13 protein-coding genes and 6 tRNA genes are annotated in these 15,852 nt (G+C 43.3%); 5 read left to right on the forward strand and 14 right to left on the reverse strand.

Annotated features, from left to right (window positions below):
- Window positions 1-92 precede the first annotated feature (92 nt).
- From clpP to ACMXYN_RS09780, 8 genes are all read right to left on the reverse strand, one after another.
- A complete protein-coding gene (clpP, locus tag ACMXYN_RS09745; RefSeq protein ID WP_415884403.1) occupies window positions 93-719 on the reverse strand; it encodes an ATP-dependent Clp endopeptidase proteolytic subunit ClpP in 627 nt (208 codons plus the stop codon).
- 184 nt (window positions 720-903) lie between these two features.
- Window positions 904-2,220, reverse strand: a complete 1,317-nt coding sequence (gene tig, locus ACMXYN_RS09750) for a trigger factor (protein ID WP_415891652.1) — start codon at window positions 2,218-2,220, stop codon at window positions 904-906.
- Between the two features lie 310 nt (window positions 2,221-2,530).
- Window positions 2,531-2,615, reverse strand: a tRNA-Leu gene (locus ACMXYN_RS09755).
- Window positions 2,616-2,677: 62 nt separating this feature from the next.
- Window positions 2,678-2,762 (reverse strand) — tRNA-Leu (locus ACMXYN_RS09760).
- Window positions 2,763-2,781: 19 nt separating this feature from the next.
- Window positions 2,782-2,857 (reverse strand) — tRNA-His (locus ACMXYN_RS09765).
- A gap of 26 nt (window positions 2,858-2,883) precedes the next feature.
- Window positions 2,884-2,968: transfer RNA gene (locus ACMXYN_RS09770), tRNA-Leu, on the reverse strand.
- A 20-nt stretch (window positions 2,969-2,988) separates the two neighbouring features.
- A tRNA-His gene (locus ACMXYN_RS09775) sits at window positions 2,989-3,064 on the reverse strand.
- A gap of 23 nt (window positions 3,065-3,087) precedes the next feature.
- Window positions 3,088-3,164, reverse strand: a tRNA-Arg gene (locus tag ACMXYN_RS09780).
- A gap of 393 nt (window positions 3,165-3,557) precedes the next feature.
- On the opposite strand from ACMXYN_RS09780, the gene folD reads away from it, so the two are divergent.
- Window positions 3,558-4,412 carry a bifunctional methylenetetrahydrofolate dehydrogenase/methenyltetrahydrofolate cyclohydrolase FolD gene (folD, locus tag ACMXYN_RS09785; RefSeq protein WP_415891653.1) on the forward strand — a complete coding sequence of 285 codons (855 nt, stop codon included), beginning with the start codon at window positions 3,558-3,560 and terminating at the stop codon, window positions 4,410-4,412.
- Window positions 4,413-4,473: 61 nt separating this feature from the next.
- Here the strand turns inward: folD and cysS are convergent, their stop codons facing one another.
- Window positions 4,474-5,859: a cysteine--tRNA ligase gene (gene cysS, locus ACMXYN_RS09790; RefSeq protein WP_415891654.1), complete on the reverse strand. Its 1,386-nt coding sequence runs from the start codon at window positions 5,857-5,859 to the stop codon at window positions 4,474-4,476.
- Between the two features lie 67 nt (window positions 5,860-5,926).
- On the reverse strand, window positions 5,927-6,841 hold the full coding sequence (locus ACMXYN_RS09795) for a hypothetical protein (protein WP_415891655.1): 915 nt from the start codon (window positions 6,839-6,841) through the stop codon (window positions 5,927-5,929).
- Window positions 6,842-6,989: 148 nt separating this feature from the next.
- On the opposite strand from ACMXYN_RS09795, the gene ACMXYN_RS09800 reads away from it, so the two are divergent.
- From ACMXYN_RS09800 to ACMXYN_RS09810, 3 genes are all read left to right on the forward strand, one after another.
- Window positions 6,990-8,321: a diguanylate cyclase domain-containing protein gene (locus ACMXYN_RS09800; RefSeq protein WP_415891656.1), complete on the forward strand. Its 1,332-nt coding sequence runs from the start codon at window positions 6,990-6,992 to the stop codon at window positions 8,319-8,321.
- Window positions 8,322-8,413: 92 nt separating this feature from the next.
- Window positions 8,414-9,742, forward strand: a complete 1,329-nt coding sequence (locus tag ACMXYN_RS09805) for an ATP-binding protein (RefSeq protein ID WP_415891657.1) — start codon at window positions 8,414-8,416, stop codon at window positions 9,740-9,742.
- Window positions 9,743-9,887: 145 nt separating this feature from the next.
- A complete protein-coding gene (locus ACMXYN_RS09810) occupies window positions 9,888-10,511 on the forward strand; it encodes a DUF5610 domain-containing protein (protein ID WP_415891658.1) in 624 nt (207 codons plus the stop codon).
- Window positions 10,512-10,551: 40 nt separating this feature from the next.
- On the opposite strand, the gene ACMXYN_RS09815 is transcribed toward ACMXYN_RS09810, so the two are convergent.
- The 3 genes from ACMXYN_RS09815 to ACMXYN_RS09825 all read right to left on the reverse strand — a co-directional run bounded on the left by ACMXYN_RS09815 (window position 10,552) and on the right by ACMXYN_RS09825 (window position 13,674).
- The gene (locus tag ACMXYN_RS09815) at window positions 10,552-10,734 is read right to left on the reverse strand and encodes a hypothetical protein (protein WP_415884395.1); all 183 of its coding nucleotides are present in this window, start codon (window positions 10,732-10,734) and stop codon (window positions 10,552-10,554) included.
- Between the two features lie 157 nt (window positions 10,735-10,891).
- Window positions 10,892-13,126: a YgiQ family radical SAM protein gene (locus tag ACMXYN_RS09820; protein WP_415891659.1), complete on the reverse strand. Its 2,235-nt coding sequence runs from the start codon at window positions 13,124-13,126 to the stop codon at window positions 10,892-10,894.
- Between the two features lie 149 nt (window positions 13,127-13,275).
- On the reverse strand, window positions 13,276-13,674 hold the full coding sequence (locus tag ACMXYN_RS09825) for a DUF2750 domain-containing protein (RefSeq protein ID WP_415891660.1): 399 nt from the start codon (window positions 13,672-13,674) through the stop codon (window positions 13,276-13,278).
- A 357-nt stretch (window positions 13,675-14,031) separates the two neighbouring features.
- On the opposite strand from ACMXYN_RS09825, the gene ACMXYN_RS09830 reads away from it, so the two are divergent.
- A complete protein-coding gene (locus tag ACMXYN_RS09830; protein WP_415891661.1) occupies window positions 14,032-15,456 on the forward strand; it encodes a DEAD/DEAH box helicase in 1,425 nt (474 codons plus the stop codon).
- 51 nt (window positions 15,457-15,507) lie between these two features.
- On the opposite strand, the gene ACMXYN_RS09835 is transcribed toward ACMXYN_RS09830, so the two are convergent.
- On the reverse strand, window positions 15,508-15,846 hold the full coding sequence (locus tag ACMXYN_RS09835) for a hypothetical protein (protein ID WP_415891662.1): 339 nt from the start codon (window positions 15,844-15,846) through the stop codon (window positions 15,508-15,510).
- Window positions 15,847-15,852 lie beyond the last annotated feature (6 nt).

Below are 15,852 nucleotides of genomic sequence, written 5' to 3' on the forward strand. Positions count from 1 at the left end.
ATACCCTATATTGCTACTCTGTTTCACATTTCAACCCTTATACAAACAAACAGGGTGAATCTTATGATTATAGTAACAATTTCTACTCAGGCTTAATCAGTGTTACGACGATCAAGCACTTCGTCAATTAAACCGTATTCTTTAGCAGCGTAAGGGTCCATGAAGTTATCACGATCTGTATCACGAGAGATCGTTTCTAGATCTTGACCTGTATGCTCTGCCAACAACGTATTCAATTTATGACGAATACTCAAAATCTCTTTGGTATGAATCTCAATATCAGTTGCCTGACCTTGGTATCCACCTAACGGCTGATGAATCATTACACGAGAGTTAGGTAACGCAAAACGCTTACCTTCAGCACCACCGGCTAGTAGGAATGCACCCATACTCGCTGCCTGACCCAAACACATCGTGCTCACGTCTGGCTTGATGAACTGCATAGTGTCATAGATAGACATACCAGCAGTTACAGATCCACCCGGGGAATTAATATAGAGGTGAATATCCTTATCCGGGTTCTCCGCTTCTAGGAACAGCAACTGCGCAACAACCAGATTAGCCATATGATCTTCTACAGGACCTACAAGAAAGATCACACGCTCTTTTAACAGACGGGAGTAGATATCGTATGCACGCTCACCACGAGCAGACTGCTCTACTACCATAGGCACTAGACTACTCAAAATATCTGAGCCACCTTTACCAAAATCCGCCATGTATCACTCCTTAAAACGGAAATAACCTAAACACAAGCACTCGATAATACTACGTTGATTAATTCAGGCAATAGCTTTAACCAACAACACTGCATTTATCATGTGCTCAAAACAAAAAAACGACAGCCAGCTTTCGCTAACTGTCGCTTTTACAGTAGTGACTTTTACGTCAGAAGAGCGTTAATTAAGCTGCAGCACCCTGCTCTGGCTTAATTGCATCTTCGTAGCTAACAGTAACGTCTGTTACTGTAGCAGCTTCAAGTAGGTTATCTACAACCTGTTCTTCAAGAACTAGACCTTTGATCTGACCTAGCATCTCTTCGTTACCCATGTACCAATCGATAACTTGCTGAGGATCTTGGTAAGTTTCAGCCATCTCTTCTAGAGTTTCTTTAACACGAGCTTCGTCAGCTTCTAGTTCATTTACTTTGATCACTTCTTGCATTAGAAGACCGATCTTAACGCGGCGATCTGCCTGATCAGTGAACATTTCTTTTGGAAGCATGTTTGGATCCATATCAGAATCTGGACCCGCAAACTGCATTACAGCTTGACGACGTAGGTTGTCGATTTCACCATCGATTAGTGCAGCTGGCACCTCGATTGGGTTAACTTCTAGAAGCTGAGTGAATACAGCATCTTTAAGTTTCATTTTAAGAGCCTGCTTAAGCTCACGCTCCATGTTCTTCTGAACTTCAGCGCGGAAAGCTTCTTCAGTCTTCTCTTCTAGACCAAACTTTTCGAAGAACTCTTCGTTTAGTTCAGCAAGAACTTGTTCAGAAACAGTGTGTACTTTTACTTTGAATACAGCGTCTTTACCTTGAAGGTTTTCAGCTTGGTATTCTTCTGGGAAAGTAACGTTTAGCTCAACGTCTGCACCTGCAGTAGCGCCCGCTAGACCGTCTTCGAAACCAGGAATCATTGAGTTAGAACCTAGAACAAGGTCCATGCCTTCGCCTTTACCACCGTCGAATGCTTCACCGTCGATGAAACCTTCGAAATCGATGCGTACGCGATCGCCTTCAGCTGCAGCGCGCTCAACTTCGTTCCAATCAGCTTGCTGCTTACGTAGCGTTTCGATCATCTGATCAAGATCAGCATCATTTACTTCAGCCGCTTTCTTTTCGATCTCTACTTTAGAGAAATCAGCTAGAGCGATTTCTGGGTAAACTTCGAATTTCGCAGTGTATTCAAGGTTTTCACCCTCAACATCTTTTGTGAATTCGATTGCAGGCGTGCCAGCTGGGTTAATCTCTTCCTGCTGAAGCGCTTGGTAGAAGCTTTCCTGAACTACTTGGCCAAGAACTTCTTCACGAATACCTTTACCGTAACGCTGCTTAACAACTTTTACAGGTACTTTACCAGGACGGAAACCGTCGATACGTACTGTACGTGCAGTCTGCTGGATACGCTTGTTAACATCCTGATCGATGCGCTCTGCTGGTACGGAAACCTTCAACAGGCGCTCTAGGCCAGAAGTCGTTTCAACGGAAACTTGCATGTAATGCCTCACAAATAAAATGCTTGAATCAATAATCTTCAACAGACCGACGTATTGCTAACGCTGCTTGATCTGCACAGCCGCTCGTAAATTTCGAGCAAAATCAAAGCGCGAAATTCTCCGGCAAGCAGCTTAATTAGTCAAGTTTAGTAAGCAAAATAACGTATAAGAAATGAAAATTATTATTAGATAGATCACTTAGATCAACAAATAAGCTACAAATAGCTTTTAGAAGTAGATAAACAAAAAATGTAAGGATTATATAAGCCAGAAGTAGCTTTTGATAAGAGAAGGAGCAAAGATCAATCAATGGTGCGGACGGAGAGACTCGAACTCTCACACCTCGCGGCACCAGAACCTAAATCTGGCGTGTCTACCAATTCCACCACGTCCGCAGATAGATCTTTTTTACACATAGTTTGAAACTGATTACACCAAAACAACGCTTCGTTGTAAATGGTGCGGACGGAGAGACTCGAACTCTCACACCTCGCGGCACCAGAACCTAAATCTGGCGTGTCTACCAATTCCACCACGTCCGCAATCTATGTGTATCGTCAATGGGGTGGATAATGGGGCTCGAACCCACGACCGCCGGAATCACAATCCGGAGCTCTACCAACTGAGCTATACCCACCATAACGATCGTTTTTGTGTAGTACATGGTGCGGACGGAGAGACTCGAACTCTCACACCTCGCGGCACCAGAACCTAAATCTGGCGTGTCTACCAATTCCACCACGTCCGCAGACTACACAAGAGATTTAATGGGGTGGATAATGGGGCTCGAACCCACGACCGCCGGAATCACAATCCGGAGCTCTACCAACTGAGCTATACCCACCACAAAAATCTCACTCCAACAAATGGCACGCCCACCAGGACTCGAACCTGGAACCTACGCCTTAGAAGGGCGTTGCTCTATCCAGTTGAGCTATAGGCGCCCGACTCATTTGTCAGACCTCAGACTTTGGCCTTCACTAGCGTCTAGCGCTTTGTTTTGGCCGCCTCGTCTTGAGGAGGTGCGCATAATATACACCCTAAATTTTGCCGTCAACACTTTTTTTATCTTTTATTTCAAAAGTTTTAGATTGATCATCTAACAACCAATAATTGACTATTTATCAAGCAGTTATCCCATTTTTGTCTTTCAAATTGATCCGATTGATACTCTAGCCACCAGTTTCAGCTTTTTGATGTAAATGCACGCCTACTCTCTTACCTCTCAACTACTTGTATCTACTTATATAGCTAATTAACAAAAGGCGCTTGGACGAAATACTCAACCATGAGAGAATTCACCCCAGATAAAACTTAATAAAGGACCCTCCCTTTAAATGAGCGCACAGATTATTGATGGCAAGCAAATTGCCGCAGATGTTCGCCGTCAGGTTGCTGAAGGTGTTCAGCAGCGTATCAACGACGGTAAAAAAGCTCCTTGCCTAGCAGTACTACTTGTAGGTATGGACCCAGCTTCTCAGGTTTATGTTCGTAATAAGAAGAACGCTTGTCAGGATGTAGGATTTGAATCCCGCTCTTTTGACCTGCCTGCAGAAACGACTCAAGAGGAATTACTGAATCTAGTTGATGAACTAAACCAAGATGATTCAGTTAACGGTATTTTGGTACAGCTTCCTCTACCAGAACATCTAGATGGCAATGAGATCCTTGAACGCATCCGCCCAGAAAAGGATGTTGATGGATTCCACGCTTTCAATTTAGGTCGCCTAGCTCAGCGCATGCCTGTTCTTCGCCCTTGCACTCCAAAAGGCGTTATGACGCTGCTTGAATCTACAGGCCAAGACTTACATGGTATGGAAGCAGTCGTCGTTGGTGCATCCAACATCGTTGGTCGCCCAATGACACTAGAACTGCTTTTGGCGGGTTGCACTGTAACCACAACTCACCGCTTCACTAAAGATCTTGAAGCTCACGTTCGCCGTGCAGATCTAGTAGTAGTCGGTGTTGGTATTCCTGGCCTTGTAAAAGGTGAGTGGATCAAAGAAGGCGCTACTGTAATCGATGTAGGCATCAACCGCCTTGAAGATGGTCGCCTAGTCGGTGATGTAGGTTATGAAGCTGCTGCAGAAAAAGCCGGCTTTATTACCCCTGTTCCAGGCGGTGTAGGCCCAATGACTGTGGCTACACTGATGGAAAACACATTAGAAGCAGCAAACAAACAAGACTCTTAAGTTTGTTACTCAATAAAAAAGGCAGCCTAGGCTGCCTTTTTTATTTCCGCTAGTAACCGACTCAGGCTTCCCTGAACCAAGTCGTACCTTCGCGGCTATCTTTTAGAATGATGCCCTGCTCTGCCAACTCATCACGAATACGATCAGACTCTGCGAAGTTTTTCGCTTTCTTCGCTTCCGCACGCTGAACAATCAACGCTTCGATTTCATCAGAGCTAAGCTCGCCCTCTTTGTCTTCACCTTTCAAGAAAGCATCAGCATCTTGCTGCAGCAAACCAAGAATAGATCCCAGACGAACTAATTGACCTGCAAGCTTACCTGCCTCTGGAGAATTTTCACGCGTCGCTTTGTTCAACTCATTCACAAGCTCAAATAGAACTGAAATTGCTTTTGGAGTGTTGAAGTCATCATTCATCGCTTCAACAAAACGCGCATCAAAATCATTTGCTGGTGCTTCGTCCGAAATTTCCACACCACGCAGCGCTTGGTAGAAACGCTCCAACATTACACGAGCTTCTTTCAAGCTATCTTCGCTGTAATCGATATACGTACGGTAATGAACACGCGCTAGGAAGAAACGAACCACTTCCGCGTTGTATTTTTCCAACACATCACGAATCGTGAAGAAGTTACCCAAAGATTTAGACATCTTCTCAGAATTCACGCGTACAGGACCTGCGTGCATCCAAGTATTTACATAAGTACAACCGTTTGCAGCTTCAGATTGTGCAATCTCGTTTTCATGGTGTGGGAATGGTAGATCTGGACCACCGCCATGAATATCAAATGTTGGGCCAAGGCAGCATTTAGACATAGCTGAACATTCAATATGCCAACCTGGACGACCTAAGCCCCATGGAGAATCCCAACTCACCTCACCCTCTTTCGCAGATTTCCACAATACGAAATCCAACGGGCTTTCTTTAGCTTCATCTACTTCAACTCGAGCACCTGAACGTAGCTCATCAACATTTTTGTTGGTTAGTCTGCCGTACTCTTCAAAGCGCTCTACACGGAAGTAAACATCACCATTGGATGCTGGGTAAGCAAAACCTTTCTCTACCAGTGTTTCGACTAGAGAGATGATATCCCCGATATGCGCAGTCGCTCTTGGTTCTTGCGTAGGACGAAGAACAGCAAGTTTCGCCTCATCTTCATGCATTGCTGCAATCATACGCTCAGTTAGCTGATCAGGCGTTTCATCATTCTCAGCAGCACGTTTGATGATCTTGTCATCTACGTCTGTAATGTTGCGGACATAGTCCACATCCCAACCCTGCGAGCGAAGGAAACGAGTAATAACATCAAATGCGACCATCACACGCGCATGACCAATATGACACAAGTCATAAACGGTCACTCCGCAAACGTACATTTTGATTTTGCCTTCTTCTAGTGGCTTAAACGGAGCTTTTTCTTTAGTGAGGGTGTTATATATTTGAAGCATAACTCGTAACTTTATAATTTCGAAAAATAAAAAGGGCCGCTAGTATAAATGAATTAGCACTCTGCGGCTAAGGAAACTCGGTAGGGACAGTTAAATTTAGCTCACCCACCCCCACATCCAATAAAAGGCTTTTCTCAGTACTCAGCACCAAACGCCCATTCTTCTCTCGATCCCAAACCAGAGCCTCCCATTGAGCATAAGGCTGTATATATGTGCGGCGTGCTTCTTCCCAATTCAAAGCATCAGCCACAGGCACAACCCACAGAAAAGAATGCCCAAATATTTTCTGTTTGGCATAGCCCAATAACACCAATCTTTTAGTCACGGGGTCATAATCAGCAGCCGTCACTAGACCGTTGACATCAAATCTCTCTGTTAATGTCACAGATTGCTGCGCTGCACTTTTATTAAGTTTATAAAGGTGGGTTTGCTCGTTTTCTCTATTCTTAGTGAAAAGCCATAGCTCATCGTTGACCACTGTTAGCGCTTCGCAATCCAAGTTATGACTTTTCGCGGAAACTTTCGCTGGTCGATCAGCATAGTTAAACTTCAATATTTCTGGGGAGACAATACCTCCCGCTCTTGTAGACCTTAGATCCTTCCAAGCAACTTTATAAATCTGCAGCTCAATACGCCTGCCGCGATTATTACCGCAGTCTGCTATGTAGAGAAAGGACTCATCTTGAGCAAGTTCTTCCCAATCAATATTTTTTGCATTCCCTACTTGGATTACTTTGACTATGTTGTGCTGCGCATCCAGAGCATATAGGAAAGGCCCATCGCCACTATCGTTAATGGTCCACAGCAATCCATCCTGAGAAGCGAGACCTGATGTTTCTTGCACACGATCAGGCCACACAGAGTAATTCTCTATAACACCATCCCAACCTTTTGCTTTGGAAATAGACTCTTTTTCTATCATTTGCTGCTGGCTACAGCCCCAAAGGAAGAACGAAAGAAAAATCACCACTAATAACTTCATTTGATTTACTTAGACCTCTTAAAAAAGCACATACCAAGCAGGGCTTTACTACAGAAAAATATAGTTACACTGTATATGACTAGACCTTTGGTATAAAAACTGTAAGGATTCGCTAATAAGTAGAAAAATTAAACAGGATGTACCAGAAATGGATAACGATCAATTTGGCCAGCAGGACCTTGGCCCTTCCCTAACACCACACAATACTCCTATGAGTACACCTGTGGCAGAGGGTAGCCAAATTGCATCGCCACAGCTTTCAATCCTTTCTGCCCTTCCTCATCCTGCTTGGATCAAAAATCGTCGAGCTGAGTATCTCTATGTAAATGATGCCTATGCTGAATTACTCGATATGCCTGCAAAATGCATTAAAGGCAAAACAGATCGACAACTTTTCCCTAAGCACCTTCACGCTCAACTTGTTGATTCTGATGCCCAAGTGTTTTTATCACAAACACATGTTGAATTAGAAGGACTACGTCTGAACCCCGATTGCCAACACAGTTATTGGTTAAGCAAAGCACCACTGAAAGATAAACAGGGGAAGGTCAGCGGTATTGTTGGATTAATGAAACGATCCATTCAGCCCACAACAGATCAACTTTCCATCTGCAAACTAGCCAAAAATGCGGTTCAACAGAGTAACGAAGCAGTTGTCATCGCAGATACCGACTTCAATATTACCTTAGTTAACCCTGCGTTTGTGAGACTGACCGGTTATAACGAGCAAGAGGTTATTGACCAACCTGCCAGCGTAATAAATGCAACTTGGTTAGCACCTGAGTTTATGGACAGCATCAATAGCAATTTGCAATACAAAGGCTATTGGGAAGGTGAAACCTGGAGCCGCAAAAAAGACGGCCAGCTATTTAGCGAGAAAATCAAAATCTCCGTTGTGCTAAATCAGGAAGGCCAAAGAACCCACTATATTGGCCAATTCTTAGATAATACAGAGCAGAAACAGGCTCAAGAAAAACTCGAATTCCTAGCTTTTCACGATCCTCTTACAGGTTTAGCTAATCGTGCGCTATTTTTGGATAGAGTAACCTGTGCCGTCCAGCACGCACAAAGAAACAAAACACTATGTGCTGTTATCTATCTAGACCTTAACGAGTTCAAACCCCTCAACGACAAATATGGCCACCCATTTGGCGATAAAGTGCTTACAATTGCCTCGCAACGCTTAATTAATGCTGTACGCAAAGTTGACACTGTTTCTCGTCAGGGAGGGGACGAATTCGCAGTCCTGTTAGAGGACACAGCCTCCATTGAGAGTGCGGTGCTTGTATCTCAAAAAATCATTGCTTCTCTAAGACAGCCTATGCAGATCGATGAAGTTGAAGTCACCATTGGCGCTAGCGCTGGTATAGCAGTGTTCCCAGACCATGGTAAAGATGGTGGAAAGCTAATTGGGAACGCAGATAAAGCTATGTATGCAGCTAAGTTTCTTGGCGGTAATGGCTATTACCTTTATAAGTAGCGTTTAATCCTCTCTTAAATCCTTAAGTTATTTTGAAAAGATTCCATATCAGGTCTAAAACTAAACTATGACCAAGAATTTGGAACTTGAGTATGCTTCGTCCTAACTCGGGCAATCCTTGTAGTACTCATGAGCAGAAGCTACTCGATGAGATTGTGCATACTTACCCTCAACCGATTATTGTGATCGATAATGATCACAGGGTCATCATTTGGAATAAAGCCTGCGAAAAAGTCTTTGGCATTCCTGCCCAAGATGTTCTGGGCACAAAAGATCAATGGAAAACCTTTTATCCAGAACCCCGCCCTATTTTGGCTGATGTAGTATTAGATGATGACCAAGAGCAGCTTGAGCAGTTTTACCCTGGCCTTCATCGAAAATCTCCATTTATAGAAGATGCTTATGAAGTTGAAAGCTTCTTTCCTAAGCTTGGCAGCAATATCGATAGATGGCTCTATTTCACAGCCAAACGACTATATGATGAAGAAGGTCATGTGGTTGGAGCTATTGAATCATTAATTGATATCACACAACGAATGGAAGCAGAGGAAGAAGTTAAACAACTTAACGATTCACTTTCAGATCATTCGAAAAAACTTGAAGAAGCAAATGATGAGTTAAAAGCCACCATGCTTAAGCTAGCAAACACACAAAAGCTTGCATCTTTAGGCAAATTGGTTGCGGGCATATCACATGAACTTAATACTCCTATTGGAAATATCCGCACAATAAGTACCGCTCTCAAAGCCGATACCGTCAAAATCCAGCATCAGCTTAATTCAGGAGAAATGACTAAATCAGCTTTGGAAGACTTTTTAAATAATGTACTCGAATCTACTGATTTAATAGAAAAAAGTACCGCAAAAACAGCCGAACTCATTATGAGTTGTCAGCAGATATCTGCAAGCGATAACGAATATGAAAGAAGCCAACTGGATTTAAGAGCGCTGGTCGAAGAGGTCTTGAACCGGCAAACCCAAGGGCTAGCTAGATCTAATATTCTGGTGGAAAACCTTATTCCCCATGATATTACTATGAATAGCTTTGCAGCCCCTATACAACAGATCTTTGACAATCTGATCAATAATACCCGAATGCATGCATTTGACGACCAACAAGCGGGGAAAATTAAAATCCGTGCCCAAATCTGCGAAAAGACCATAACACTAATCTTTACTGACACTGGCTGCGGCATCCCCACTAAAAACTTTGTCAAAGTCTTTGACCCCTTCTTCACTACCAAATTTGGTCAAGGCGGTAACGGTCTAGGGCTCTACATCATATTCAACTTAGTCACAGGTGTATTAGGGGGCAGTTTAGAGCTTCAATCTCCTGATAATGGTGGATTTGAATTGCACATCACCTTACCTACCACCTCCCCATACGCACTCACTGTAGAAGATGACACTTATTACATTTAGCCTTCAGCAAATCCAATAACTTTCATGCTGAAAACTTTTTTCAAAACGACCGTTTAAATTGAATATAAATCAGTCACGATTATTCCCGATGTCCAATACTTATATGTAAGGAGCAATTAATAAAACGGACAGGTAGCTTATGCACGTGACATCGACAAAAAACAAACCGCCGCAGAATGAACCTCAACTGCAAGACATCAATAGAAAGGTACACCAAACCAGCTTTAGCCCTTATCCGGATATATATCCTAATCACAGTACAAATTTAGCCGACCGGGCTCTATACACTCCTTTGGCGCAAGTTTATGAAGAAGTCATAATGTTATTAGGCCAAGAGCTACAGAGTGAAACAGGCAATGTGTTTTTGGGATCTAACCCTGCGCCTTCAGATAATGTTGGTCCTCAAGAAATTGCCACAGCTACACTTGAATATATAACTCAGCAATTCCCTCTTTTTCGAAACGCACTGCCTGATTTAAGTGAAGAACAATCACTGGATCGCTTTATTAACTTAATCAATGAATCGTTAAACCGAGGGATTTTAACGGCAACAGAACAGCTCGAAGAGATGGCACTTACAGACAGTGACGAATTGAATGAACAGGTAGACCTATATCGAGAGTATTGCTTAGAAGGAATTGAAACCTTTATTCATAGTTTTGGTTTTGGTTTTTTCTTTGATGCAACTGAAGATGAGGAGTTCACCTCCAACCTTCAAGCAGCAGATGAGTTTATTGACGATGAGCTGCTAGATAAATTACTGACATAAAAAATGCCGCCTAAGCGACATTTTTTAGTATCTTTCTCAATTAATGCAGTTCGTCATATTTTTTACGAATAGCGGCTAATTTTGGCTGAATATCTAAAGGCGCATAATTCATCGCTTGTTCAAAAAGCTCTTTATTCTCCTCAGACAGTCTCTCTTCCTCACTCATCTGAGTGAGCTTTTCCATCGCTTCGGTAAATTTAGGGTGTATTTTATCGGTAGTCATGACCAACCCTCCTCAAGACGTTCCACATTTAGGCAACTTAGCCTGAACATTTAGTTCAGCTAAACCTTACTGCTATTCTAGCAATGCTCCTGCTATACAACAGCACAATTTTGACATTTAAAACTACTATTAGTGCATTTAGATGACAACTTCAGAATTAACGAGGTTTCACACTCTTCATTCTTGACTTCTTACCACCCGGTTTACCCCCTACTCGCTTCTTAGCCGGTTTAGTAAAGGATTTACCTGCTTTTGAATCTTGTCGTCTACTACTTGCATTCTTATGCTTAGCCGCAGCTTTTGATTTCACTACAGGCTTTTTATTTGCACCTCTGCGATTTGAGCTTTGGCTCTTCTCTTCTTCGGGGATCAAACACGAATCACGCTCACCAATTAGATCACTGTGCCCCATTTTCGGCAGCACCTGACGCAAGAGCGGCCAGTTTTCAGGATCATGGTATCGAAGCAATGCTTTCTGAACTTTACGCTGCTCAGTGTTCTTAGGTGTGTAGAGTTTTTCACTCTTATACGTCACTTTTTTCAGTGGGTTTTTATCCGAATGATACATCGCCGTCGCCAAAGACATTGGTGATGGGTAGAAGGTTTGCACCTGATCTACCTTGAACTCATTCTTCTTCAACCAACGGGCAAGATTAACCATATCCTCATCTTCACAGCCTGGATGTGCCGCAATGAAGTAAGGGATTAGGTATTGTTTCTTACCAGCCTCACGGGAGAAACGATCGAACATCTTTTTGAATGCATCGTAAGTTCCCATACCTGGCTTCATCATTTTGGATAGCGTGCCATCCTCACTGTGCTCAGGTGCAATTTTGAGGTAGCCACCTACGTGATAAGTCACCAGTTCTTTCACGTACTCAGGGTCTTCGACGGCAAGATCGTAACGCAAACCGGAAGAGATAGAGACCGTATGTACGCCTTCAACCTTACGTGCCTTACGGTACAACTCAGTCGTAGGGCTATGATCGGTATTCAGGTTCTTACAGATGGTTGGATATACGCACGACAGCTTACGGCAAGAAGCCTGAATATCTGGATCATTACAATTCAGGTGGTACATGTTTGATGTTGGACCACCTAAATCTGAAATAGCACCAGTGAAACCTGGCACTTTCTCTTTAATATCTTCGATCTCATTGATAACCGACTCATGGGATCGACTCTGTATAATGCGCCCTTCGTGTTCGGTAATAGAACAGAAGGTACAGCCACCAAAACAGCCGCGCATGATATTGATCGAAAACTTGATCATATCGAATGCAGGTATCTTTTGGTTTCCATAACGAGGATGCGGAATACGCTGATAAGGTAGACCAAACACCTTATCCATTTCAGCCGTTTCTAGAGGGATTGGCGGTGGATTAACCCATAACTCTCGATGACCATGCTTTTGCACCAAAGCGCGCGCATTGTGCGGGTTCGCTTCTTGATGCAGGACCCGCGATGCATGAGCATACAAAGCCGGATCTTTAGATACTTTTTCAAAAGACGGTAAGCGAATATAAGTTTCGTCAGGTAGCTTCTCTTTACCTTTTAGTGGCGCAGGTATGACACGCAGAGGTTGAGGTTCATCTGCCTTAGACGGGTCTTTTTTATCGCAGGTAGCCGCATCTGTATATTCATAAGGATTTGGAAGCTGATCGATGTAACCCGGCCAATCAATACGGGTTGAATCAACCTCAATATAATCAGCAGGTAATGCTGTTTTTAGGATCGCCGTGCCTCGAAGATCTTGAATTTCGTCAATAGCCTCGCCATTAGCTAAACGGTGAGTAAGCTCAACAATGGCTCTCTCAGCATTGCCGTAGAGTAAGATATCCGCTGTCGCATCCAGTAAAACCGAACGACGAACCTTATCACTCCAGTAATCATATTGAGCAATTCGACGAAGGCTCGCCTCAATACCACCAAGTACTACAGGCGTCTCACGATAAGCCTCTTTGCAACGCTGACTATAAACAATCACTGCACGATCAGGCCTTTGACCACCCATACCACCAGCCGTGTAAGCATCATCATGACGCGTACGCTTATCAGCGGTATAACGGTTGATCAAAGAGTCCATGTTGCCTGCAGTGATACCAAAATAGAGATTTGGTTGGCCTAACTCCTTAAAGGCATCTGCACTGGTCCAATCAGGCTGACTAATGATACCTACTCTAAAACCCTGTGCTTCAAGTACACGCCCCATCACAGCCATGCCAAAGCTAGGATGATCTACATAAGCATCGCCTGTGACGATAATGACATCACAGCTATCCCAGCCTAATGCATCCATCTCTTCTCTTGAAGTCGGCAGAAACGGTGCTGGAGCATAACATTCAGCCCAATATTTAGGGTATGAAAACAGGTCAGGAGCGGTACGAGGCATAAAACGAGGCTACTTGAATATGAAATTAGGGACTATTTTCCCAGAAAGGCAGGTATACGCCCAGTGAAAAATTCTTAATATGGAAATTATTCAATGAAAGGAAGGCTATAGCTAAAAACTACAGCCTTATACGGATCAAACAGAATAGTTTATTTACGGGCTAATTTAGCGGCCTTTTTCTGTAAGGCCTTCTCTAATTCTTCAGCATAAGTAACTATGCCATCTTGATTTTCGAACGGACAAATAACTACTGCGAAACCATCCTCTTCTAAACCTGGTGTCCAACGCTCATGCCAAAGAGAGAGACTGATCGCTTCCGGTTTACACTCACTCCACTCTTCAGTTGCCCAAGCTTGTGCTAACTCCTCTGACGGCCAAACCGGCACACAGTCTTCATCTTCTGTGTTTAACATCACGCAACCGTATTCATCTGTCAAAATCCAAATCTGCTCATTAGTTACAGATTCCGCAATGAAGAAACTATAAAGCTGCTCTTCATTATATTTTTGTAACTGCTCTAGTGTTGGATTGTCAGACTCATTTGACATAGAAACCTCAATTAAACAGCGCCCTTAGCGCAATCAAATAATAAGTGCGTGATTATACCTTACCCGGCCGCCTTTTATAGCTCGGATTAGGCTGCTATCTATCTGTATAGATGTTAGTATGCGCGCATTGATTACCTAGTATCGTATTGTCTTAAATAAACTACGTTTTTAAGAGTACTACGAGCTACCTGTAGAGCAGGAATGTAGTACGGTTCTCCCCTATCTCCTAAGGCCTCGCAACGTTCAGTGTGACGCCCATAGCTCCAATCAAACACTATGACTGCGTGTTAAAAGTCTTCTGTATGGATCGACCTGAACGTTTTCGCGCAAATAATGCTTTTCCTTAAGAGATAAATAATGAGCTTTAATGAACTTGGCTTATCAAGCCCTATTCTTGATGCAATCAATGCTAAAGGGTATTCAACTCCTTCCCCTATTCAGGAGCAGGCAATCCCTGCAGTCATAGAAGGTCACGACCTGATGGCTGCCGCACAAACGGGTACTGGTAAAACAGCAGGCTTTACTCTCCCTATTTTAGAGAGATTAAGTCATGGCACACCGGCTAAACGCGGGCATGTTAGGGCGTTAATTCTTACCCCAACCAGAGAACTTGCAGCTCAAGTAAACGACAGTGTTGAAAGCTACTCAAAGAATTTAGCCATACGTTCAACCGTTGTTTTTGGCGGCGTCAAAATTAATCCACAAATTGCCAAATTAAGAGGCGGAGTCGATGTTTTAGTAGCGACTCCTGGTCGATTGATTGATCTGCACAATCAAGGTGCTGTTAAATTTGCTCAACTAGAAGTTCTTGTCCTAGATGAAGCTGATCGCATGTTGGATATGGGCTTTATTCATGACATTAAGAAAATCCTGAAATTTTTGCCTTCACAACGCCAAAACCTGCTATTTTCAGCAACCTTTTCCCCACAAATTAGAAAATTGGCCCAAGCATTTGTCTCTAATCCTGTAGAGATTTCGGTCACCCCAGCCAATTCGACAGCATCAACGGTTAAACAGTGGATCTGCCCCGTAGATAAAAAGCAGAAATCGCAAATTTTAAGCCAATTAATCAAAGACAATGACTGGCATCAGGTGCTGGTATTCTCCAGAACTAAGCACGGTGCTAACCGCTTAGTTCGTCAGTTAGAATCTGCCAAAATCAGTGCTGCTGCCATTCATGGTAATAAAAGCCAAGGCGCTCGAACCAAGGCCTTAGCTGAGTTCAAGAGTGGTTCTGTAAGAGTTCTAGTTGCAACAGATATCGCTGCTCGAGGAATTGATATTGACCAATTGCCTCAAGTCGTGAATTTCGATCTACCTAATGTGCCTGAAGATTATGTTCATCGTATTGGCCGTACAGGTCGCGCAGGCGCAACAGGTCAAGCCGTTTCATTGGTAAGTGCTGATGAGTTTGATCAATTACACGCGATAGAGCGTTTAATCGGCAAAGTTTTAGACAGAGAGATCATCGAAGGTTTCGAACCGGTACACGCTCTTCCAGCCTCAGACTTAAGCAAAAAACCGGCTCGCAAGAAGTCAAATAACAGTAACAAAGCCAAGCAGGCTAAAGGCCATCGTGACGGCCAACGTTCAGGAGATAATTCTCGCGGGCACAAACCTCAGGGTAAAAACAAATCACACAAAACAAGTGAAGGTTCGAATAACCGCAAAGGAAATAGCTCAAAACCTAAAGGACAGAAAGCAACTTCACAGTCTGAAGGTAACAACAAAAAACGCAGACCCAAACGCCCAGCATCAAACCCTTGGGGCAACCGGACTTAAAAAACTAATCAGGCCAGTAAATACTGGCCTGATTCGTTTTAGTAGATCGACTTATAACGGATCTTTGAAATACTCTGCGATCCATTGATAGATCGTCTGTTTCGTGACTTTTTCAAACGCTAAACTTTCAAAGTCACCTTCAGGATCAGAGTCCATCCCCGCAAATTGATAACTTACAATGTAAGGTTGTTGATCGTGCAAGATAACGATTATTCGCCTACGCGTTCTTAAACAATCAATGGTCATTACATCCGCTGGTATACCCTGCTTCCTCATATTTTGGCTTACACCAATGAGTGGATCTATATCTGCAAAATCACGCTGAATCGCGGTATGCGCATCGGAAGCCAGCTCCCAGATTGTTTCTAATTGTTTGCTTAACGAACTCATTACTTA

The organism is Neptuniibacter sp. PT8_73 (assembly GCF_047778045.1).
Classification (GTDB): Bacteria; Pseudomonadota; Gammaproteobacteria; order Pseudomonadales; family Balneatricaceae; genus Neptuniibacter.

What these genes read in the sequence shown, in the direction of transcription:
- ACMXYN_RS09795 (WP_415891655.1), bottom strand. Translation starts at nt 6,841, where the DNA reads ATGAAGTTATTAGTGGTGATTTTTCTTTCGTTCTTCCTTTGGGGCTGT.
- tig (WP_415891652.1), bottom strand. Translation starts at nt 2,220, where the DNA reads ATGCAAGTTTCCGTTGAAACGACTTCTGGCCTAGAGCGCCTGTTGAAG.
- ACMXYN_RS09805 (WP_415891657.1), top strand. Translation starts at nt 8,414, where the DNA reads ATGCTTCGTCCTAACTCGGGCAATCCTTGTAGTACTCATGAGCAGAAG.
- ACMXYN_RS09820 (WP_415891659.1), bottom strand. Translation starts at nt 13,126, where the DNA reads ATGCCTCGTACCGCTCCTGACCTGTTTTCATACCCTAAATATTGGGCT.
- ACMXYN_RS09835 (WP_415891662.1), bottom strand. Translation starts at nt 15,846, where the DNA reads ATGAGTTCGTTAAGCAAACAATTAGAAACAATCTGGGAGCTGGCTTCC.
- ACMXYN_RS09825 (WP_415891660.1), bottom strand. Translation starts at nt 13,674, where the DNA reads ATGTCAAATGAGTCTGACAATCCAACACTAGAGCAGTTACAAAAATAT.
- clpP (WP_415884403.1), bottom strand. Translation starts at nt 719, where the DNA reads ATGGCGGATTTTGGTAAAGGTGGCTCAGATATTTTGAGTAGTCTAGTG.
- folD (WP_415891653.1), top strand. Translation starts at nt 3,558, where the DNA reads ATGAGCGCACAGATTATTGATGGCAAGCAAATTGCCGCAGATGTTCGC.
- ACMXYN_RS09830 (WP_415891661.1), top strand. Translation starts at nt 14,032, where the DNA reads ATGAGCTTTAATGAACTTGGCTTATCAAGCCCTATTCTTGATGCAATC.
- cysS (WP_415891654.1), bottom strand. Translation starts at nt 5,859, where the DNA reads ATGCTTCAAATATATAACACCCTCACTAAAGAAAAAGCTCCGTTTAAG.
- ACMXYN_RS09815 (WP_415884395.1), bottom strand. Translation starts at nt 10,734, where the DNA reads ATGACTACCGATAAAATACACCCTAAATTTACCGAAGCGATGGAAAAG.
- ACMXYN_RS09800 (WP_415891656.1), top strand. Translation starts at nt 6,990, where the DNA reads ATGGATAACGATCAATTTGGCCAGCAGGACCTTGGCCCTTCCCTAACA.